The organism is Kitasatospora sp. NPDC049258, from assembly GCF_040678895.1.
In the GTDB taxonomy this organism is placed as follows: domain Bacteria; phylum Actinomycetota; class Actinomycetes; order Streptomycetales; family Streptomycetaceae; genus Kitasatospora.
This window is the reverse complement of the sequence record NZ_JBFAQT010000019.1, coordinates 1-20,577: the sequence shown is the minus strand read 5'-3', so window position 1 is coordinate 20,577 and position 20,577 is coordinate 1. Positions and strand designations below refer to the sequence as shown.

At 72.9% G+C, this 20,577-nt stretch carries 19 protein-coding genes; 4 read left to right on the top strand and 15 right to left on the bottom strand.

Going from position 1 to position 20,577, the window contains the following annotated elements:
- Window positions 1-24: 24 nt before the first annotated feature.
- From AB0K43_RS18140 to AB0K43_RS18115, 6 genes are all read right to left on the bottom strand, one after another.
- A complete protein-coding gene (locus tag AB0K43_RS18140; RefSeq protein WP_363640810.1) occupies window positions 25-1,293 on the bottom strand; it encodes an ATP-binding protein in 1,269 nt (422 codons plus the stop codon).
- Between the two features lie 128 nt (window positions 1,294-1,421).
- A complete protein-coding gene (locus tag AB0K43_RS18135) occupies window positions 1,422-2,297 on the bottom strand; it encodes a putative RNA methyltransferase (RefSeq protein ID WP_363640807.1) in 876 nt (291 codons plus the stop codon).
- Window positions 2,298-2,338: 41 nt separating this feature from the next.
- Window positions 2,339-2,758 (bottom strand): fic family toxin-antitoxin system, toxin component, encoded by a 420-nt coding sequence (locus tag AB0K43_RS18130; protein ID WP_363640805.1) that lies wholly within the window; start codon window positions 2,756-2,758, stop codon window positions 2,339-2,341.
- Entirely contained in the window at window positions 2,755-2,997 is a 243-nt protein-coding gene (locus AB0K43_RS18125) for a toxin-antitoxin system HicB family antitoxin (protein ID WP_363640803.1), read from the bottom strand. Before AB0K43_RS18125 ends, AB0K43_RS18130 begins: the two co-directional genes overlap by 4 nt.
- Before the next feature lie 283 nt (window positions 2,998-3,280).
- Window positions 3,281-4,576 (bottom strand): class I SAM-dependent RNA methyltransferase, encoded by a 1,296-nt coding sequence (locus AB0K43_RS18120; protein ID WP_363640968.1) that lies wholly within the window; start codon window positions 4,574-4,576, stop codon window positions 3,281-3,283.
- Between the two features lie 507 nt (window positions 4,577-5,083).
- On the bottom strand, window positions 5,084-7,147 hold the full coding sequence (locus tag AB0K43_RS18115) for an APC family permease (protein ID WP_363640801.1): 2,064 nt from the start codon (window positions 7,145-7,147) through the stop codon (window positions 5,084-5,086).
- Between the two features lie 260 nt (window positions 7,148-7,407).
- Here AB0K43_RS18115 and AB0K43_RS18110 point away from each other — a divergent pair, with 260 nt between their 5' ends.
- Entirely contained in the window at window positions 7,408-8,076 is a 669-nt protein-coding gene (locus tag AB0K43_RS18110) for a TrkA family potassium uptake protein (RefSeq protein ID WP_363640799.1), read from the top strand.
- Window positions 8,076-8,747, top strand: a complete 672-nt coding sequence (locus AB0K43_RS18105) for a TrkA family potassium uptake protein (protein WP_363640797.1) — start codon at window positions 8,076-8,078, stop codon at window positions 8,745-8,747. The genes AB0K43_RS18110 and AB0K43_RS18105 overlap by 1 nt, the downstream gene beginning before the upstream one ends.
- A gap of 78 nt (window positions 8,748-8,825) precedes the next feature.
- Here AB0K43_RS18105 and AB0K43_RS18100 read toward each other — a convergent pair whose 3' ends face one another.
- From AB0K43_RS18100 to AB0K43_RS18085, 4 genes are all read right to left on the bottom strand, one after another.
- Complete coding sequence (locus tag AB0K43_RS18100; RefSeq protein ID WP_363640794.1) at window positions 8,826-9,629, bottom strand: DUF3159 domain-containing protein; 804 nt, start codon at window positions 9,627-9,629, stop codon at window positions 8,826-8,828.
- The gene (locus AB0K43_RS18095) at window positions 9,626-10,036 is read right to left on the bottom strand and encodes an OB-fold nucleic acid binding domain-containing protein (protein WP_363640792.1); all 411 of its coding nucleotides are present in this window, start codon (window positions 10,034-10,036) and stop codon (window positions 9,626-9,628) included. Before AB0K43_RS18095 ends, AB0K43_RS18100 begins: the two co-directional genes overlap by 4 nt.
- 76 nt (window positions 10,037-10,112) lie before the next feature.
- Window positions 10,113-10,793, bottom strand: a complete 681-nt coding sequence (locus AB0K43_RS18090) for a response regulator (protein WP_363640790.1) — start codon at window positions 10,791-10,793, stop codon at window positions 10,113-10,115.
- Complete coding sequence (locus AB0K43_RS18085) at window positions 10,790-13,363, bottom strand: sensor histidine kinase KdpD (protein ID WP_363640788.1); 2,574 nt, start codon at window positions 13,361-13,363, stop codon at window positions 10,790-10,792. The genes AB0K43_RS18090 and AB0K43_RS18085 overlap by 4 nt, the downstream gene beginning before the upstream one ends.
- Before the next feature lie 197 nt (window positions 13,364-13,560).
- Here AB0K43_RS18085 and AB0K43_RS18080 point away from each other — a divergent pair, with 197 nt between their 5' ends.
- Window positions 13,561-14,763, top strand: coding sequence for an ROK family protein (locus AB0K43_RS18080; protein WP_363640786.1), 1,203 nt, complete (start codon window positions 13,561-13,563; stop codon window positions 14,761-14,763).
- A 120-nt stretch (window positions 14,764-14,883) separates the two neighbouring features.
- Window positions 14,884-16,221 carry an LLM class flavin-dependent oxidoreductase gene (locus AB0K43_RS18075; RefSeq protein ID WP_363640784.1) on the top strand — a complete coding sequence of 446 codons (1,338 nt, stop codon included), beginning with the start codon at window positions 14,884-14,886 and terminating at the stop codon, window positions 16,219-16,221.
- A gap of 75 nt (window positions 16,222-16,296) precedes the next feature.
- Here AB0K43_RS18075 and AB0K43_RS18070 read toward each other — a convergent pair whose 3' ends face one another.
- The 5 genes from AB0K43_RS18070 to AB0K43_RS18050 all read right to left on the bottom strand — a co-directional run bounded on the left by AB0K43_RS18070 (window position 16,297) and on the right by AB0K43_RS18050 (window position 20,363).
- The gene (locus AB0K43_RS18070) at window positions 16,297-17,181 is read right to left on the bottom strand and encodes a TauD/TfdA family dioxygenase (protein ID WP_363640782.1); all 885 of its coding nucleotides are present in this window, start codon (window positions 17,179-17,181) and stop codon (window positions 16,297-16,299) included.
- Window positions 17,182-17,314: 133 nt separating this feature from the next.
- Window positions 17,315-18,199 (bottom strand): ABC transporter permease, encoded by an 885-nt coding sequence (locus AB0K43_RS18065; RefSeq protein WP_363640780.1) that lies wholly within the window; start codon window positions 18,197-18,199, stop codon window positions 17,315-17,317.
- Entirely contained in the window at window positions 18,196-19,020 is an 825-nt protein-coding gene (locus AB0K43_RS18060) for an ABC transporter ATP-binding protein (protein WP_363640778.1), read from the bottom strand. Before AB0K43_RS18060 ends, AB0K43_RS18065 begins: the two co-directional genes overlap by 4 nt.
- A 3-nt stretch (window positions 19,021-19,023) precedes the next feature.
- Window positions 19,024-20,082, bottom strand: coding sequence for an ABC transporter substrate-binding protein (locus AB0K43_RS18055; RefSeq protein WP_363640776.1), 1,059 nt, complete (start codon window positions 20,080-20,082; stop codon window positions 19,024-19,026).
- 209 nt (window positions 20,083-20,291) lie between these two features.
- Window positions 20,292-20,363, bottom strand: coding sequence for a putative leader peptide (locus tag AB0K43_RS18050; RefSeq protein ID WP_363640966.1), 72 nt, complete (start codon window positions 20,361-20,363; stop codon window positions 20,292-20,294).
- Window positions 20,364-20,577: the final 214 nt, after the last annotated feature.

The window sequence follows — 20,577 nt, the reverse complement described above, 5'->3', positions numbered from 1 at the left end:
GCACCCACCGGTCACAGCTGCCGGTCACGGCTGCCGCAGGTCCGCGGCCCCCTGCGGCGGCACCCGCGCCTCCTCCGGCCGCAGCAGCACGCTGTGCCCGGTCGCCGGATCCCGCCGGCACTCCACCAGCTCGACCCCGCCCACCTCCCGGGCCGCGGTCGGCTCCTGCAGCGCCCCCAGCAGACGGACGTCCTCCTTCGCGCACACCTCGGAGGCCAGGCGCAGCAGCGAGGCCGTCTGCTCGACCGCGAGCCCGGCGCCCAGGTCCTCCGCCAGCACGGTGAGCTGACGGTGCGCCGAGGGCACTTCCTCCGCCGGGTCGACGTCCAGCACCCCCGCCCCGGTGAGCAGCACCGCGGCGAACGCGAGCAGTCGCAGCATGCCGTCCGAGGCCTGGTCGGCGCCGGTCCGTCCGAGCACGCCCTCGTCGAAGACGGCGAGCAGCCGCTCGGTCGCCGCGCTCCCGCGGAAGGCCACGTCCAGGCCGAGCAGCGGGTGCGGGGCGGCCGCCTGGACGGCCTTGAGCAGCCGCCCGTACCGCCGGGTGCAGTCCTGCTTGAGCCGGGCCAGCACGGCGGAGATGTTGGCGGCCGTGCCCAGCAGCCGGGCCTGCGGATCGGGCCTGGCCCAGCCGCGCATCGCGGCCGGCACGGGGTGCAGCGGGAAGACCTCGCGCAGGGCGGTCAGCAGTTGCTCCGACGCGGTCACCACCTTCTGCTCGCCGGGCGAGGAGCCGGCCACCCGGAGCGGGATCTGAGCCGTGATCAGGCTGCTGCTCGGGAACGGCGCCCTGATGTCCCCCTGACGGGTGTCGTTGTGCCAGGTGACGTTGATCCGGCCGTGCGGGACATCCTGCTCGCCGGTCTCCACCAGCGTCTCGCCGCCCAGGGTCAGCCACTCCCGGGCGATCCTGACCTGGCCGTCGGTGCGGACCACGACCTCCAGCCGGATCGGCCCGGCGTGGGAGCGGACCGTGCAGCCGAGGATGATCGCGTTCCGCCCGTGCGGGACGCAGCCGAGCAGCCCGCCGCGGACGGGCACCGCCAGCGGGCCGCTCGTGGCGCCGTTGCCGTCCAGCGAGGGGCGGATCTCCTCGCCCTGCGCGAGCCGGGAGAGCACCGCGAGGGCGTCCAGCGCGTTGGACTTCCCCACCCCGGACGGCCCGTGCAGCACGGTGAACGGAGAGAGCGCGAGCGTGGCCCGTCGGTAGGACTTGAAGGACGTGAGCCGGAGCTCCTCGACGGTCGGACGGAGCGTGGGACGGGGTGCACACTGGACGGCTTCGCTGGTCACCCCGAGGACCCTAGCCCCCGCCTGATCAGCAGAAACGTGACTCCGGCGGCCATTCACCCCAATGAGTCAGCCGGGCCCCGAAGCCGTGCCGCGGATCGCTCGACACCGCACCCGACCCGCGGGGCGATTCAGCGATAGGTCGACACCAGCACCGAGCCGGTCACCTCGACCGGCTCGGGCAGCCCGGCGAGCGAATCGGCCAGCCGCTCCCGGTCGGTGTGCCAGGCGCTCGGCCCCATCGCGACCACCGCCGCCGCGTCCGCGTGCGAGAGCCGCAGCCGGAACTCGACCTCCGAGCGCTCGGCCCGGTCGAACCACGGCCCGAGCTTCTCGTCGATCCGGCGCTCCTTGTCCTCGTCCACCGAGAGCAGGCCGAGCGCGGCCACCAGCTCACGCAGGTGCCGGGAGGTCGGCGAGACCACCAGCAGCCGCCCGCCCGGGCGCAGCACCCGGCGCAGCTCGGGTCCGTTGCGCGGGGCGAAGACGTTCAGCACCAGGTCCGCGCAGCCGTCCAGCAGCGGCAGCGGCCGCCAGGCGTCGCAGACCACCGCGCCGATCCGCGGGTGCGCCTTGGCGGCGCGGCGCAGCGCGTACTTGGAGATGTCCAGCGCGGCACCCGCCCACCGCTCACCGCCGAGCGGGCCGCCCGGGCCGCCCGGGTCGAGTCGGTCGAGCGCTTCGAGCCGGTCGAGCACGTGCGCCAGGTAGTAGCCGGTGCCGGCGCCCAGGTCGGCCACCAGGCCGGGGCCGGTGCCCCGGGCGGCGTCGGCGAGCGCGTCCGCCACCGGCCGGTAGTGCCCGGCCGCGAGGAAGTCCGCGCGGGCGGCGACCATCTCCGCGGTGTCACCGGTGCCGGTGTGCGCATCGCCCGGCAGCAGGCTGACATAGCCCTGCCGGGCCTGGTCGAAGCTGTGGCCGGCCGCGCAGCGCAAGGTCCGGCCGTGCAGCACGAGGTGGTGCGCGCAGTGCGGGCAGGCCAGAGAGTGCTCGATGTCCTGCAGCAAGGTGGATCGTTCCTCGTGGTCCGGGGCGGGGCCGCCCCAGCCTAGTCGTCCTCCTCGTCCTCCCCGCCGACCTCCTCGCCCTCGGCCTCGTCCACCACCCAGGCCGACAGCCGCTCGGACACACCGGTGACGCCGAGCTTGCCCTCCCGGATGGCCCTGGCCAGGCTGCGCACCTCACGCGCGGTGGTCGCCACGCTGCAGCCGCTGGCCACCAGGTAGGAGTACGCGACGGCGGTGGCGAACAGCTCGTTGCTGCGCTCCAGCGCGGGCACCCGGATGAGCTGGTGCATCAGCGCCGCGGCGCGGTCCTGCGGCTCGGGGTAGACCGCGATGTCGAAGATCTCGGCCTGGTGGCGGGCGACCGCGGCCAGCAGTGATCCGTAGTCGATGACCTGCGGATCGCCGGGGGTGTACTGCTCAGCGGTCATGAGCAGCCACGAGAGGTCCACCTCGAGGTTCAACGGCGCCCGCCCTGGGTCTCGCCGGCCCCGTGCTCGCCGAACTCGGCCAGGAAGGCCGTCTCGTACTCCTTCATGAACTGCGCGGCGGTGTCCACGAAGAGCCGCCCGGCCTCGCCCATGTCCTGCTGGACGAGCTTCTCGATGTACTGATTCATGCTGATCCCCTGCTGCTCCGCCCGCTCCCGGGCCATCTCGGCGGTGGTCGCGTCCACCCTGACGTTCAGCTGCTTCTTGGCCATAGTTCAAGCTAGCGCCGAGGTGCTAGCACAGCAAGGGCGCATTCCGGCCGCCGCACTCCCCCTTCGTCCGAGGCCACTCGAGCCCCGCGAAACCCCCCGTCCGCGCTGGTCCTCCGCCGCACCGGGCTCCGGCCGGCGCGGCGGGCCCGCTAAGCATCGCTAGGTATCTGCCCCCGCCACCCGTCCGAAAACTAACGGCGCGCCAGCAGCCGCCGAGGCGCGAAAAGCCGGACGGCGGGTGCCGGAGTCGCCTCCCGCACCCGCCGCCGTCATCGGCCGGGGACTAGCCCTGGACCGGCTCCAGGATGGCCACGCACTCGAAGTGGTGGGTCATCGGGAACAGGTCGAACGCCCGCAGCGAGACCGGCCGGTAGCCGCCCTCGCGGAAGTAGGCCAGGTCACGGGCGAGCGCCGCCGGGTCGCAGGCCACGTACGCGATCCGGCGGGCCGCCAGGCCGGCCAGGTGGGCGACGGTCTCGCGACCGGCCCCCGCGCGCGGCGGGTCGAGGACGATCAGGTCGGTCTCGGTGATGCCGGTGCGCGGCAGCAGCGTCTCCACCTTGTCGCACTCGACCTGGACGTTCTCCAGCGCGGCCAGGTTGTGCCGGGCGTCCAGGACGGCCTGCTTGCTGGACTCGATGCCGAGCACCGCGCCCTCGTCGCCGACCCGCTCGGCCAGCGCGCCCGCGAACAGCCCGACCCCGCAGTAGAGGTCCAGCGCGCTCTCGCCCCACTGCGGGTCGAGACCGTCCAGCACCGCGCCGACCAGGGTGTCCGGCGCCTGCGGGTGGATCTGCCAGAAGCCGCCGTTGGAGACCCGCCAGGTGCGGTCGGCGGCCACCTCGCGGACGAAGGTGCGGCCGTGCACCCGGTGGAAGTTGTCGTGCTCGTCGATCCGGGAGATGGAGACCGGCCGGTCCAGCTCGACCAGCGGCAGCTGCGCCCCCGGCGCCGGGACCAGGATCACCTGGCGGTCCGAGGACCCGGTCGCGGCCACCACGTCCACCGAGGCCACCCCCGGCCAGCTGCGCGACTCGATGCCGAGCTCGGTGACGCCCTCGGCGGCGATCAGGCAGCGGTCGACCGGCTGGATGTCGTGCGAGCGGTGCTTGCGCAGACCGACCGCGCCGGTGGCCGGGTCGACCGCGTACTGGACCCGGGTGCGCCAGGCCGGCACCGCGCCGGGCGGGAGCTTGCCGCCGACCGGCTCGACGCTGCCGTCCCAGCCGGCCTCCGCCGGGGTCAGCCCGGCCAGCTTGGCGAGCTGCTCGGTGAGCACCTGACCCTTGAGCTTGCGCTGGCCGCCCGGGGTGACGTGCTGCCAGTCGCAGCCCCCGCACTTCCCGGGCCCAGCGAACGGGCACGGCGGGGCGATCCGCTCCTTGGCGGGCTCCAGGATCTCCACCGCGTCGGCGCGCAGGAAGCGCGACTTGGTGGTGCCGTCGGTGATCTCGGCGATCACCCGCTCGCCGGGCAGCGCGTGCCGGACGAACAGCACCCGGCCGTCGTGCCGGGCGACGCAGTGCCCGCCACCGTGGGCCACCGCGCCGACCTCGACCTCGTAGCGCTCGCCGACCAGCGGGTCACCGGACGGCGTCCGGACGACCGGCTCGGCCGAGCGCGGCGCCCGGGGCGGACGGGCCGGCTGCTTGCGCGGCTGACGCTGGGCCGGGCGCTCCCCGCCCCTGCCACCGGCAGCACCGGCGCCGGCCGGCGCGCCCTTGCCCGACGCGCCGGCGCCCTTGCCCGACGCGCCGGCGCCCTTGCCCGAGGCAGCGCCCTTCCCGGCGCCGGCACCGGCGCCCTTGCCCGCCTCGCCCTTCGCCTTGGAGGCGGACTTCGGGCCGCCCTTGATCGCGGCCTTGGGCACGACGTTGGGACGGGACTCGGACGGGTCCGTCTCCCCGGGCGCCAGCGGCGCGGTCTGGGCCGTGAAGCCGTCGCGGTCGGTGGCGGCGGGCCGGGCGGGCCGGCTGCCCCAACGCGGGTGGGCCACCTGCCCCGGCTTGGCGCCGGACTTGGCGCCGGGCCGGCTCGGCCGACCGGAGGAGCGGGGCGGGGTGTTGCGGGTCACTGGCATGCGTCCTTACGCGAGCGGAGCGGAGTCGTTGCGCGGGCCGGAACCCGGGCGCTGCTGGTCTTCGGAGCTCTGCGCGGGCCGGTGCCGGGGCTCGCCGCGGCGGACGGCTCCCGGAGCGGACCATGCCTTCTGCGGCTTGCGCCGCTCGGAGGACTCCAACTGCCAGGGTACGGAAGTCACCATCACCCCGGGCTTGAACAGCAGCCGGCCCTTGAGCCGCAGCGCGCTCTGGTTGTGCAGCAGGTGCTCGTACCAGTGGCCCACCACGTACTCCGGGATGTACACCGAGACCACGTCGCGCGGGCTGGCGCGGCGCAGGTTCTTGACGTACTCCAGCACCGGCCCGGTGATCTCGCGGTACGGCGAGTCGAGCACCTTGAGCGGCACCTCGATGCCGCGCTCGTCCCACTCGCCGCGCAGCGCCGCCGTGTCGACCGGGTCGACGTTGACGGTGACGGCCTCCAGCGTGTGGGCCCGGGCGAGCCGGGCGTAGGCGAGGGCGCGCAGGGCCGGCTTGTGCAGCTTGGAGACCAGCACGATGGCGTGCACCCGGGTGGGCAGCACCACGTCGTCCGGCTCCTCCGCGGCGACCAGCTCGGCCGAGACCCGCTCGTAGTGGCGACGGATCGCCTTCATCATCACGAACAGCACCACCATGGTGGCGATCGCGATCCAGGCGTGGCTGATCTTGGTGGCGAGCACCACGATCAGCACCGCCATGGTCATCACCAGGCCGAAGGTGTTGATCGCCCGGCTGCGCTGCATGTGGGCGCGCTTCTTCGGGTCGGTCTCGGTCCGCAGCAGCCTGGTCCAGTGCCGGATCATGCCGGACTGGCTCATGTTGAAGGACACGAAGACACCGACGATGTACAGCTGGATCAGCCGGGTCGGGTCCGCGTTGAACGCCACGATGAAGAGGATCGCCGCGCCCGCCAGCAGGATGATGCCGTTGGAGAAGGCCAACCGGTCACCGCGGGTGTGCAGCTGGCGCGGCAGGTAGCGGTCCTGGGCGAGGATCGAGCCGAGCACCGGGAAGCCGTTGAAGGCGGTGTTGGCGGCCAGCACCAGGATCAGCCCGGTGACGGCGGCGACGAAGTAGAAGCCCGGGGTGAAGTTGGAGAAGACCGACTCGGAGATCTGCGCCAGGGCGGTCTTCTGGTGGTAGTCGCCGGGGGCGCCGATCAGCTGCTCGGCGGGCTGCTCGGCCATCTGCACGCCGGTCAGCCGGGCCAGCCAGATGATGCCCATGAACATCACCACGGCGATGGAGGCCATCAGCAGCAGGGTGGTCGCGGCGTTCTTGCTCTTGGGCTTGCGGAAGGCCGGCACGCCGTTGGAGATCGCCTCGACACCGGTCAGCGCGGCACAGCCCGAGGAGAACGCCTTGAGCAGCAGGAAGACCATCGCGAAGCCGGCCAGCGACTCGTTGCCCGGGGTGGGCTCCAGGTGGAAGCCGGCACTCTCGGCGTGCATGTTCTGGCCGAGGCCGAAGTGGCGGAACGCGCCGTAGACCACCATGCCGATCACGCCGACCATGAAGGCGTAGGTGGGCACGGCGAAGGCGCTGCCGGACTCCCGGACGCCCCGCAGGTTCATGCCCATCAGCACGATCACCACGATCACCGAGAGGCTCAGCTCGTGGCCGCGCAGCGAAGGCACCGCGGAGACCACGTTGGCCACACCGGAGGTGGTGGAGACCGCCACCGTGAGGATGTAGTCGACCAGCAGGGCACTGGCCACCACCAACCCGGAGTTCGGGCCGTGATTGACGGTGGCGACCTCGTAGTCGCCGCCACCGCTGGGGTAGGCATGCACGTTCTGCCGGTACGAGGCGACCACCGCGAGCATCACGATCGCGACGACGACGCCGATCTGCCAGGAGAAATGGATGGCCGAGGCCCCGGCGAGGGACAGGGTCAGCAGGATCTCCTCGGGGGCATAGGCGACCGAGGAGAGGGCGTCCGACGCGAACACGGGCAGCGCGATGCGCTTGGACAGCAGGGTCTCCCCCAGCTTGTCACTGCGCAGCGCGCGTCCGATCAGGATGCGTTTCGGTAGGTCAGCAGGCATAGGCACATCAAGGAATCGTAGGGGCTCTTGACTTCGGCTCCGACGACCGGTGCCCCCCTTGGTCGAGCCTGCGTTCGGCCGACCGGCTAGCGTGTCGGATGATGAGGTTGCGGGCAGCACTCCAGTTGCCCCGGCAGTGGCCCGGTACGTGCAAGATCAAGGCGCGGCCGACAGATCGCCCCCGAAAGCAGGGCGTGGAAGGATGATGAGCGGTGTTTGCGCAGGTCAAGAACCCAACGGACAGGGTGAGGTAGCGTCCCGTGCACATCGTCATCATGGGTTGCGGCCGCGTGGGCTCGGCCCTCGCCAGAGCCCTTGAGAAACAGGGTCACTCGGTCGCCGTGGTCGACCAGGACCCGACCGCCTTCCGCCGGCTCGGCTCCGGGTTCAACGGCCGCCGGGTGACCGGCGTCGGATTCGACCAGGACACCCTGCGCGAGGCCGGCATCGAGGAGGCGGGCGCCTTCGCCGCCGTCTCCAGCGGTGACAACTCCAACATCATCGCCGCCCGGGTGGCCCGGGAGAACTTCGGCGTCGAGCACGTCGCCGCCCGGATCTACGACCCGCGCCGGGCCGAGGTCTACCAGCGCCTGGGCATCCCGACCGTCGCCACCGTGCGCTGGACGGCCGACCAGATGCTGCGCCGGCTGCTGCCGAGCGGCGCCGAGCCGCTCTGGCAGGACCCGAGCGGCAGCGTCCAGATGGCCGAGGTGGCCTACTCCGCGGCCTGGGTCGGGCAGAAGCTGAGCGAGCTGGAGGAGGCCGCCGGCGTCCGGGTGGCGTTCGTCACCCGGCTCGGCGAGGGCACGCTGCCCACGCCGACCACGGTGGTCCAGGAGGGCGACCTCATCCACGTCATGCTGCGCCGCTCGGAGCTGGCGTCGGTCGAGGCCGCGTTCGCGCAGGGCCCCGAGGAGGAGGGTCACTGATGCGAGTCGCCATTGCCGGAGCCGGCGCCGTCGGCCGCTCGATCGCGGGCGAGCTGCTGGAGAACGGCCACGAGATCCTGCTGATCGACAAGAACCCGAACTCCATCTCGGTGGAGCGGGTGCCGATGGCCGAGTGGCTGCTGGCGGACGCCTGCGAGATCACCTCGCTCGACGAGGCCGCCCTGCAGCGCTGCCACGTGGTGATCGCCGCCACCGGCGACGACAAGGTCAACCTGGTCGTCTCGCTGCTGGCCAAGACCGAGTACGGCGTGCCGCGGGTGGTCGCCCGGGTGAACAACCCGAAGAACGAGTGGCTGTTCAACGAGTCCTGGGGCGTGGACGTCGCGGTCTCCACCCCGCGCCTGATGTCGGCGCTGGTCGAGGAGGCCGTGAGCGTCGGCGACCTGGTCCGGCTGATGCGCTTCAGCCAGGGCAACGCCAACCTGGTGGAGCTGACCCTGGCGGGCGACGCCGAGCTGGTCGGCACCCGGGTCGGGGACGTCGAGTGGCCGGTGGACACCGCGCTGGTGAGCATCATCCGCGAGGGCCGGGTGCTGGTGCCCGGCAAGGACGACACCCTGGAGGGCGGCGACGAGCTGCTCTTCGTGGCCGCCCAGGAGCGCGAGGAGGAGCTGGAGAACCTACTGTCCGCCGAGGCCGGCGCGCAGTAGTCCCGGCGTGCGTACGCCGAGGGGCGGTACCCGGTCGGGTACCGCCCCTCGGCCGTGCGGTCGGCTCCGGCCGGACGGTCAGTCCTCGACCTCGGCCTTGATCGGCGCCGGGGCCTTCAGCAGGATCCGCCAGGTGACGTACATGGCCAGCACCAGCGCGGGGATGCCCAGTGCGGTCTTGAGCCAGCCGAGCAGGCTGGTGTTGTGGGTGAAGTACAGCGGGAAGAGGATCACCGGCTTGATGCCCATGATCGCCACCCAGGCCCAGGTCGCCTTGGTGTACGCGGCCAGCCGGCCGGGGTTCTGGGTCCGCCAGGTGAACATCTCGCCGGTGACCGGGCCGAGCATCAGGCCGACCAGCGGCCAGCGGACCAGTGCCGAGACGGCCAGCGCCAGGCAGTAGCCGACGTTGTAGAGCAGGCCGGGCAGGTAGAAGTCCTCCGCCTTGCCGGTCTTCATCGCGATCCAGGCACCGATCGCCACCCCGAAGACACCGCTGAAGGCGTGCTGGATGGTCTCCCGGCGCACCAGGCGGACCACCACGAAGACCGCGCTCAGCCCGAGCGCCGCCCAGGCCGCGGCGGTCACCTGGTGGGTGATGTTGAAGGTGAGGATGAAGACCAGACCCGGGAGGGTCATGTCGATCATGCCCCGGACCCCGCCGAAGGCCTTCAGCACGGTGTCGGCCGCCTCCTTGGAGGCGGCGGCCTCCTGGGCGGCCTTGCGATCGGCCTCCGCTGCGCGATCGGCCTCGGAGGTCTCCCACTGCTCGGCCGACGAGGTCACCACCGCCTCGGTCAGGGTGTGGTCGAGATACCCGTCGATGTCGCCGTCGCGGGCGGCCGTGCGGGCGGCGGGATCGCCGCCGGGCAGGTTGGTCACGCTGATTCGCTCCCGTGTCCGACCGGACGCAGCTCGTACCGAGGGTTGAAGAGCACGCGACGGCCGCGTGCATGGCTGATCCGTCCGCTGGCGATGAGCCGGCGGCCCGGCTCTATGCCGACGATGGAGCGACGGCCGAGCCAGACCACGTCCAGCGCGTCGCTGCCGTCGAAGAGCTCCGCCTCCAGCGCGGGCACGCCGGCCCGGGGCCGGAGCGTCACGGTGCGCAGGGTGCCCGCCACGGTGACCACCTCGCGGTCGCCGCAGCTCGCTATCGGGGTGCACCCGGACTCCGCGGTGTCCTGCCGCAGCTCCTCGGCCTCGAGCTCCTCCGGGGAGGAGGTCAGGCGGCTGAGCATCCGCCGGAACCGGCCTCGCGGCTGCACGCTGCTGTTGTCACCACTCATGCCGGAAGGGTACCGGTTTCGGCGCCCCCGGCGGCAGGGCTCCTGGTCAGGGCGGTCGCCCCGGAGGCCCTCGCGGTCACGGCTCGAAGCGGTACCCCATGCCCGGTTCGGTGATGAAGTGCCGCGGGTGCGAGGGGTCCACCTCCAGCTTGCGGCGCAGCTGGGCGAGGTAGACCCGCAGGTAGTTGGTCTCCTTGTGGTAGGCCGGGCCCCAGACCTCCTGGAGCAGCTGGGTCTGGCTGACCAGCCGGCCCGAGTGGCGGACCAGCACCTCCACCAGGTGCCACTCGGTCGGGGTGAGGCGGATGTCGACGCCGTCCCGGTTGACCTTCTTGGCGGCCAGGTCGACGGTGAAGGTGTCGGTGGTCACCACCGAGTCGTCCTCGCCCGCCACCGGCTCGGCCCGGCGCACCGCGGCCCGCATCCGGGCCAGCAGCTCGTCCATGCCGAACGGCTTGGTCACGTAGTCGTCGGCGCCGGCGTCCAGCGCCTCGACCTTCTCGTCGGAGGCGTGCCGGGCGGAGAGCACGATGATCGGCACCCTGGTCCAGCCGCGCAGACCGCGGATCACCTCGACCCCGTCCATGTCGGGCAGGCCGAGGTCCAGCACCACCACGTCCGGGTGGCGGGCGGCCGCCAGCTCCAGTGCCCCGGCGCCGTCGTAGGCGGCGTCCACCTCGTACTTGCGGGCCTTCAGGTTGATCACCAGGGCGCGGACGATCTGCGGTTCGTCGTCCACGACGAGGACCCGGGTCATACCGGCTCCGCCTTTCGGGTTGTCGGCTTCGAACGGTGGTCGGGCAGGTCGACGGCGGGCAGGGTGACCACCATGGTGAGCCCGCCCCCGGGGGTGTCCTCGGCGGCCACGCTGCCGCCCATCGCCTCGATGAAGCCGCGGGCGACCGCGAGGCCGAGGCCGACGCCCGCACCCCGCGGGGCGTCGCCGTAACGCTGGAACGGCGCGAAGATCCGCTCCCGGGCCTCCTCCGGCACCCCCGGGCCGCGGTCCACGATCCGCAGCTCGACCCGGGCCGGGGCGCCGGCCGGGTGCAGGGCGTCGGCCTTCACCAGCACCCGGCGGCCGTCGGGGCTGTACTTGACGGCGTTCTCGATCAGGTTGGCCAGCGCCCGCTCCAGCAGCCCGGCGTCGGCGTGGATCATCGGCAGGCTCTCCGGCACGTCGAGTCGCACCTGCTCCAGCGGCACGCCGCCGAGCGCGTACGGCACCACCTCGTCCAGATCGGTGGGCTGGATCAGCGGGGTCACCGTGCCGGTCTGCAGCCGGCTCATGTCCAGCAGGTTGTTGATCAGGTGGTCGAGCCGGTCCGCGCCGGACTCGATGCCGGCCAGCAGCTCGGCCTCGTCCGCCTCGTCCCACTCGACGTCCGCGGAGCGCAGCGAGCTGACCGCGGCCTTGATCCCCGCCAGCGGGGTGCGCAGGTCGTGCGAGACGGCGGCGAGCAGCGCGGTGCGGATCCGGTTGCCCTCCGCCTCCCGGCGGGCCGCGGCGGCCTCCCCGGCGAGCCGGCGCCGGTCCAGCAGCACGGCGGCCTGGGCGGCGAAGGCACCGAGCAGCCGGCGGTCCTCGGCGGGCAGCACCCGGCCGCGCAGCACCAGGGCCAGCCGCTCGCCGACCGGCACGTCGACGTCGGCCCGCTCGGGCCGCTCCGGCGGGTCGACCCCGCTGACGGCCGTGACCTGCCACGACGCGTGCTCGTCCGGGCGCTCCAGCAGCGCGGCGGACTCCTGCTGGAAGGTCTCCCGCACCTGGTCGAGCAGCGCCGTCAGCACCCCCTCCCCGGTCGGTGCCCCGCGCAGCACGGTGCCCGCCAGCGCGCTCAGGGTCTGCGCCTCGGCCTGGCTCCGGGCGGCCTGATGGGTCCGCCGGGCGGCCAGGTCGACCACCGAGGCGACCGCGATGCCGACCGCGGTGAAGATCGCCACGGCGAGGATGTTCTGCGGCTCGGAGATGCTGAAGGTGTGCAGCGGCGGGGTGAAGTAGTAGTTCAGCGCGCTGGAGCCGATCAGCGCCGAGGCCACCGCCGGGAACAGCCCGCCCACCAGCGCGGCGCAGACCGTCAGCGAGAGGAACAGCAGCATGTCGGTGGGCAGCCCGAAGGCGTGCACCTGGGTGAGCAGCAGCGCCAGCAGCGGCGGCCCGGCCACGCCGATCAGCCAGCCGGCCACCGTCCGCGACCGGCCGAGGTCGGTGACCCGGCGAATCGGGATCCGGCCGCGCCCGGCCGCCGCGTGCTCATGGGTGACCATGTGGACGTCGATGTCGCCGGAGTCTCGGGTCACCGTCGATCCGACCCCCGGACCGTAGATGTACTGCCAGGGCCGACGGCGGCTGATGCCGAGCACGATCTGGGTGGCGTTGACCCCGCGGGCGAAGTCCAGCAGGCCGGCCGCTGGCTCGTCGCCCAGGACGGTGTGGAAGCTGCCGCCCAGGCTCTCCACCAGGGCCCGCTGCTCGATCAGCGCCTGCGGCGAGCCGCTGCCGGCCAGCCCGTCCGAACGGGAGATGTGCACGGCCAGCACCTCGCCACCGGCGCCCCGGTCGGCGATCCGGGCGGCCCGGCGGATCAGCGTGGCGCCCTCCGGCCCGCCGGTCAGGCCGACCACGATCCGCTCGCGGGCCTGCCAGGTGCCCTCGATGCCCTGCTCGGCACGGTAGCGCTGGAGGTACTCGTCGACCCGGTCGGCCGTCCAGAGCAGCGCCAGCTCGCGCAGCGCCGTCAGGTTGCCGGGGCGGAAGTAGTTGGCGAGCGCCGCGTCGATCTTCTCCGGGGCGTACACGTTGCCGTGCGCCAGCCGGCGGCGCAGCGCCTGCGGCGACATGTCGACCAGCTCGATCTGGTCCGCCCGGCGGACCACCTCGTCCGGGACGGTCTCCCGCTGGCGGACCCCGGTGATGCCCTCCACCACGTCGCCCAGCGACTCCAGGTGCTGGATGTTGACGGTCGAGATGACGTCGATGCCGGCGGCCAGCAGCTCCTCGACGTCCTGCCAGCGCTTGGCGTTGCGGCAGCCCGGGATGTTGGTGTGGGCGAGCTCGTCCACCAGCGCGACCTGCGGCCGGCGGGCCAGCAGGGCGTCCAGGTCCAGCTCGGTGAAGTCCACGCCCCGGTGGCTCAGCGTGCGGCGCGGGACGCTCTCCAGGCCCTCGATCAGCGCGACGGTCAGCGGACGGTCGTGGTGCTCGACCAGCCCGACCACCAGGTCGGTGCCGCGGGCCAGCCGGCGGTGCGCCTCGGCGAGCATGGCGTACGTCTTGCCGACCCCGGGGGCCGCCCCGAGGTAGATCCGCAGCCTGCCGCGTGCCATGTGCACCATTCTTGGTCCGGTCCGGGGGACCCGCCTGCCCCCGGACACCAGTTCGCCACCTTCGACCCTACGGCCTTCCGGGTGAATCTCCCCTGATCAGGCCGGTCCAGCAGGGGATTTAGCGCGATATTGACGGTGTCGGGCCACTTCACGCCGCCGCCACCGTGGTGCAACACCCCGCCGGGACAATCGACCGCATGCTCTCCCTGGTCGCTCCTCCCACGCTCGGCCGCGCCCCGCTGCCCGCCGAGGGCGGCGGGGCCGGTGCCGTGCTGCGCACGGTCCTGACGGGCGGTCCGCTGCCCCGGGCCGCGATCGGCCGCACCGCCGGGCTCAGCCCGGCCGCGGTGTCCCGGCACACCGCCGACCTCAGCGCACTCGGCCTGCTGCGCGAGCTCCCGCCCGAGGACGGCCCGCCCCGGGCCGGCCGTCCCCAGCTGCCGCTGGACATCGACACCCGGCACCACCTGGCCGCCGGCGTGCACATCGGGGTCCCCTGGCTGACCTTCGGCCTGCTGGACCTGCGCGGCCGGGTGGTCGCCCAGGAGCGGATCCCCCGTCGGGGCGACGCGGCCGCGGTGCTCCGCACCGTCCGCGCCCACCTGCCCGGCTTCGTCCGCCGCCGGGCCACCGGCCGCTCGCTGCTCGGCCTCGGCGTGGTCACCGGCGGCTGGGTCGACCCCGAGCGCGGCACCGTGGTCGAGCACGGCCCGCTGGGCTGGCGCGACGTACCGGTCCGCGAGCAGCTGCTCGGCGTGACCCGGCTGCCGGTGCACGTGGACAGCCACGCCCGTGCCCTGGCCCGGGCCGAGCTGCTGTTCGGCGCCGGCACCGGGGCCACCGAACTGGTCCACCTGTTCGTCGGCAACGTGGTGGACGCCGCCATCGCCACCGGCGGCACGGTGCTGCGCGGGCGCCGCTCCCGCGCCGGGGACATCGGCCACCTACCGGTGCCCGGCTCCACCGAACCCTGCAGCTGCGGCCGCACCGGCTGCCTGGAGGCCACCGTCGCCCAGGACACCGTGGCCCGCCGGGCGCACGCCCGGGGACTGATCCCGGCCCCCGACTTCGACCGGCTGCTCGCCCTGGCCGCCCGCGGGGACGCCGTCGCGCTGCAGCTTTTCCGGGAGCGGCTCGACCTGGTCGCCCCGGCCGCGGCCCTGCTGATCGACGTGCTCAACCCCGAGGTGCTGGTGGTCAGCGAGGCCGGCCTGACCACCGTGCCGGCACTCGGCGACCACCTCGGGCAGCAGGTGCTGCGGCACACCAGGACCGCGCCGGCGCCGCTGGTCACCGGCGCCTCCTTCGGCCGGGACCTGCTCGCCGTCGCCGCCTGCGCCGGGGTCCTGGACAGCACCTACCAGCGGCCGATGGAGCTGCGGACGGCCCGGGCCGGCTGATGCTGCCGGACGGTCAACGGCGCATTAATTCCGCGGCCCGGCGAATCGTTGTCCGTCCGCGGACCGGCCGGGACGATGGCGGGAACCCCCTTCCCTCCTCCGTACCCGGAGCTGCCCACCATGCCCAGCACACCCGGACCCCGGCCCCGCCGACTGCACTTCAACCTGTTCCTGATGGGGGTCGGCCACCACGAGGCGGCCTGGCGCCACCCCCGGACCGACCCCACCCGCACGGCCGACATCGCCCACTTCCAGCAACTCGCCCAGGCCGCCGAGGCCGCGGCCTTCGACTCGGTCTTCCTGGCCGACGGCGTGGAGGCCCGCTCGGACGGCGGCTGGGGTCTGATCAGCCACTTCGAGCCGTTCACGCTGCTCACCGCGCTGGCCGTGGTGACCGAGCGGGTCGGCCTGATCGGCACCGTCTCCACCGGTTTCTCCGAGCCCTACAACCTGGCCCGCCAGTTCGCCTCCCTCGACCACATCAGCCACGGCCGGGCCGGCTGGAACATCGTCACCTCGGCCGGCGACCGAGCGGCCCAGAACTTCGGCCGGGACGCCAACCAGGAGCACGCGGTGCGCTACCGGCGGGCCGACGAGTTCCTCCGGGTGGTCACCGCGCTGTGGGACAGCTGGGAGGACGACGCGCTGCTGCTGGACCGTGCGAGCGGTGCCTTCGCCGATCCGGCCAAGGTGCACGAGATCGACCACGTCGGCGAGCACTTCAGGGTGCGCGGCCCGCTGAACATCCCGCGCAGCCCGCAGGGCCACCCGCTGCTGGTCCAGGCCGGCTCCTCGGACAACGGCCGTGCCTTCGCGGCGCGTTGGGCCGAGGCGGTGTTCACCGCCCAGCAGACCCTGGCCGAGGGCCAGGCCTTCTACACCGCGCTCAAGCGGCAGGCCGCCGACGCCGGCCGCGACCCGGCCGGGCTGAAGGTCCTGCCGGGCGTGGTCCCGGTGCTCGGCTCCACCGAGGCCGAGGCCAAGGCGCTGGACCAGGAGCTGGACGACCTGATCAACCCCGAGCGGGCGATCGGCGTGCTGTCCACCGTGCTCGGCGTCGACCTGTCCGACCACCCGCTGGACGCCCCGCTCCCCCCGCTCCCCCCGGTCGCCGAGATCAACGGCGCGAAGAGCCGGTTCGAGCTGATCCGCGACCTCGCCGAACGGGACGGGCTGACCCTGCGCCAACTGGTCGGCCGGCTCGGCGGCGGGCGCGGTCACCAGGTGGTGGTCGGCACGCCCGAGCAGCTCGCCGACCACATCGAGCAGTGGTTCACCCGGGGCGCCGCCGACGGCTTCAACATCATGCCGCCGATCCTGCCCGACGGACTGACCGACTTCGTGGAGCAGGTACTGCCGATCCTGCGCGGCCGCGGCCTGTTCCGCGAGGAGTACACCGGGCACACCCTGCGCGAGCACTACGGGCTGCCCCGACCGGTCGGCCGGCACGGCCGCTGACCGCACAGGCGTGCGCCGCGAGGTCGGGAGGGACCTCGCGGCGCACTTTCGGCTGCTCGCGGCGGGACGGGCGGGTCAGGAGGTGTAGTGCGCCGCCTCGTCGCCCTCGATCAGGTAACTGGCCTCACCGCTGACCGCCACCGGCACGTCGCCCGCCACCGTCACCCGGTGCAGCCGGCGCGGCAGCTCGTCGTAGTCGTCCGGCGCGTAGTGCTGGGTGGCCCGGTTGTCGAAGAGCACCACGTCGCCCACCGCCCAGCGCCAGCGCACCACGTTCTCCGGCCGGGTCACGTACGCCTGCAGGGTGCGCAGCAGATCGCGCGAGGCATCGCCGGGCAGGCCGACGATCCGGTCCGCGAAACCACCGATGAACAGGCCCCGTTCGCCCGTCTCCGGGTGCACCCGGACCACCGGGTGCGCGGTGCGGTACCGCCGGGCGGTGAAGACCCGGCGGCGCTCGGCGGCGGCCTCGTCCAGCGGCTTGCCCTCGGCGTAGTCGTAGTCGTTGGTGTGCTCGGCCCAGAGCCGGTCGGCGAACTCCCGCAGCGCCTCGGGCAGGTCCTGGTAGGCGCTCTGGGCGTTGGCGATCAGGGTGTTGCCGCCGTACGGGGGCACCACCAGGCTGCGCAGCGTGCTGGCCTTCGGCGGGGTGCGGACGAAGGTGACATCGGTGTGCCAGCGGTTGGCCCGGCCCTCCTCGCCGTCCACCGGCAGCACGTTGGGGTTGCCCACCAGCGACGGCACCGTCGGGTGCGCGGTGGTGAGCGCACCGAACCGGCCCGCGAACCGGACCTGCCCCTGGTCGTCCAACTCCTGGCCGCGGAAGAACAGCGCCTTGTGGGCGAGCAGCGCGTCGTTCAGCGCCCCGACGGTGGCGTCGTCCAGCGGCCCGGCGAGGTCGAGCCCGGTGATCTCGGCGCCGATCCGGCCGCCGACCTTGTGGATCTCGAAACTGGTCATGGTGTGCGGTGTCCCTTCACTGCGGTGTCCTTCACTGCGGTGTCCTTCACTGCTACGGGTCAGGAGGTGATGACCGCGGGCCGGCGGCGAGCGCTGCCGGCCGCCGCCGCGACGGGTGGCCACCCGGAGCTCCTCAGCCACCGAGCGGGGCGCGCCAGGCGGTGAACCGGCGCTCCAGCGCGACCAGCAGTTGGTTGAAGGCCACCCCGATGACGGAGATGGTGACGATGCCCGCGTACATCTGCGGGATGGCGAAGTTGTACTGGGAGGCGTTGATCAGATAGCCGAGCCCCGCCTTGGCGCCGACCATCTCGGCGGCCACCAGCACCAGGATCGACACCGCCCCCGCCAGCCGGATGCCGGTGAACACCGTCGGCACCGAGGCGGGCAGGATCACCTTCTGGAACAGCCGGGGTGCGGAGAGGTCGAGCGAGCGGGCCAGCCTGAGCAAGGTCGGGTCGACGTTGCGCACGGCGCTGATGGTGTTCAGCAGGATCGGCCAGACGCAGGCGTACAGCACGATGGAGATCTTCGAGGTCTCGCCGATGCCCAGGATCAGCACGAAGACCGGCAGCAGCGCCAACGCGGCCGTGTTGCGGAAGAGTTCGAGCAGCGGGCCGAGCAGCCGGGCCACCGGCCGGTACCAGCCGATCAGCAGGCCCAGCGGCACGCCGATGACGACGGCGAGCGCGAAACCGGCAAGCGAACGGGTCAGGCTGGCCTGGGTGTTCGAGGCCAGCTGCCCGTTCTCCAGCAGGCCCAGCCAGGCGTCCAGCACCTCGCTGAACGGCGGCAGGAAGGTCCGGTCGACCAGGTCGAAGCGCGGGGCGAGCTCCCAGCCCGCGAGCAGGACGGCGATCGCCAGGGTCTTGCTCAGGACGCCGAGCAACAGCCCGACGGCCGCGGAGCGCAGGCGGCGCGCCGGCGCCGGGCCGGTCCGGAGGCCGGGCTGTTGCTCGGCGGGTCGGGCACCGATCCGGGGCGGGGTCTCCACGACGGTGCCGATGTCGGTGCTCATACCGGGCTGACCTCCCTCTCCAACTGCTGGGCGCGGCTTACCTCGTCGTGCAGCAGGTGCCAGATCTCGTGCCGATACCGGGCGAACTCCGGGCTGGAGCGCAGGTCCTGCTCCTGCTGGCGGTCGCCGAGATCGATCGGCACCACCTGCTTGATCCGCCCGGGGCGCGAGGTCATCACCGCGACCCGCCCGCCCAGGTAGACCGCCTCCTCGATGCCGTGCGTGATGAACAGCACGGTCTTGCCGGTGCGCTCCCAGATCCGCAACAGCTCGTCCTGCAGCGACTCCCTGGTCTGCGCGTCCAGCGCGGCGAACGGCTCGTCCATCAGCAGCACCTCGGGGTCGTACGCCAGGCTGCGGGCGATCGCCACCCGCTGCTTCATCCCGCCGGACAGCTCGTGCGGATGGCGGTCCTCGAAGCCGGCCAGGCCGACCAGCTCCAGGTACTCCCGGGCCCGGGCGGCCCGGCGCCGGCGCGGCACGCCGATCGCCTCCAGGCCGAACTCGACGTTCCCCTGGGCCGTGCGCCAGGGCAGCAGCGCGTACTGCTGGAAGACCGTGCTGCGGTCCGGACCGGGGCCGGTGACCGGCTTCCCGTCGAGCAGGATCTCGCCGGAGCTCGGCACGGTGAGCCCGCCCAGCAGGTCGAGCAGGGTCGACTTGCCGCAGCCGCTCGGTCCGACCAAGGCGGTGAACTCCCCTGCGGCGATGTCCAGATCGACCCGGTCGACGGCGAGGAACCCGGCCTGGCCGCGGGCGCCGGCCCGGCCGCGGACCGGGAAGGACTTGCTGACGGCTCGGAAGGAGATCTGTGCGCTCATCGCTCAACTCCTGCTGGCGGAGGGGGAGGCGGCGGGCGAGGAAGCCCCGCCGAAGCCGTTGAAGGCGTTGGAGTAGAGGTCACCGGCCTTGACCTGGCCGGCCTTGATGTCGCCGTGCGAGACCAGCCAGTCGATCCACAGCTGGAAGTCCTGGTCGGAGACCCGGCCGCCGGGCGCCGCCACACCGAACGACTTCCAGTACTGCAGGGCGGCCGGATCCTCGTTGCGGCCGCGCCGCTTGACGATCTCCACGCTGCGGGCGATCACCTCGGCCTTCGGGGTGCTCCGGCTCCACTCGATCGCCTTGGCCACACCGGTGACGAAGGCCCGGGAGGTGTTCGGATTCTGCTTGAGGAAGCGGTCGGTCATCACGAAGGTGCCGGCGTTGAACGCTCCGAGCAGGTCGAAGTCGCTGAACAGCGGCCGGATGCCGCCGGCGGCCAGCGCCTTGTCGCGGAGCACCCCGCCGAGGACGGCCACCTCGATCTGCTTCTGCCGCAGCGCCTGCTCGGTGTTGACCGGCGGCAGGACGGTCGGTTCCACCTTCGCGATCTCGGCAGCGGACAGGCCCCCGCGCTGGAGGTAGATGTCGAGCAGGGCTTCGGCGTGCGCGCCCAGGGTGTTCATCGCGACCTTCTTCCCGATCAGGTCGCGGGGGCCCCGGATCGGACTGTCCGCCAGGACGTAGTAGCCGCTGTAGGCGTCCTGGTCGACGCCGTAGTAGCTGATCACCGACTTCACCGGAGCACCGGCGCCGATCAGCTTGATCACCGCGCCGTTGAAAGCGCCGCCGACGTCGGTCTGGCCGGTCGCGGCCGACTGGATGTCCTGCGGCCCACTGATCGTGTTGCCGACCCACTCCAGCTTCACATCGCCCAAGTAGCCCAGATCCTCGGCGAGTTCGGGCAGCGTCACCTGACCCGCCGAACCCTGGTACCTGATTCTTCCGGTCTCCTTCCCGCCCCCTCCCCCGGAGGCCGAGGCGCGCCCGCAGGCCGCGGCGAAGGCCCCCAGGGCGGCGAGGGAGAGGAACTGACGGCGGGAGGAGGAGGCGGCAGGCATGGCGGAATCCTTCGCAGGCGGGGGTGCGCGCCGTGCCGACCGGCCGCTCGGGCACCGGGTCGGACGCGCGGGAAGGGGAAGCAGACGCTCCGGCCACCCGGCTCGGCGCAACGAGCGGGTGGTCGAGCGGGAAAGCCGATGGGCGGGGCCCGATCAGCAGGAGGGGTCAGCGGCCGGACGCAGAGCGGTCCTACCCGGCCACGGCCGGGTCAGCGGCAGACGGCACAGAGGGCGCTCGCGTGCCGTCGAAGATCGACGTGCAGGCGGCCCACAAGGCTCACGGCTTGACTCACGCTCACCAGCGTTCCAGCACAGCCCGAACCGGGTCAACGAAACTTCCCCCGCCGGAAGAAACCCTGCCGGCCGGCACCGGGCGGCAGGGACGCTGTGCGGTCAGGAATGTGGCCGGGAATGCGAAAAGCCCCTCCGGGTGACCCGGAGGGGCTTCTCTGAAAGATTGTTCGGCGGCGTCCTACTCTCCCACAGGGTCCCCCC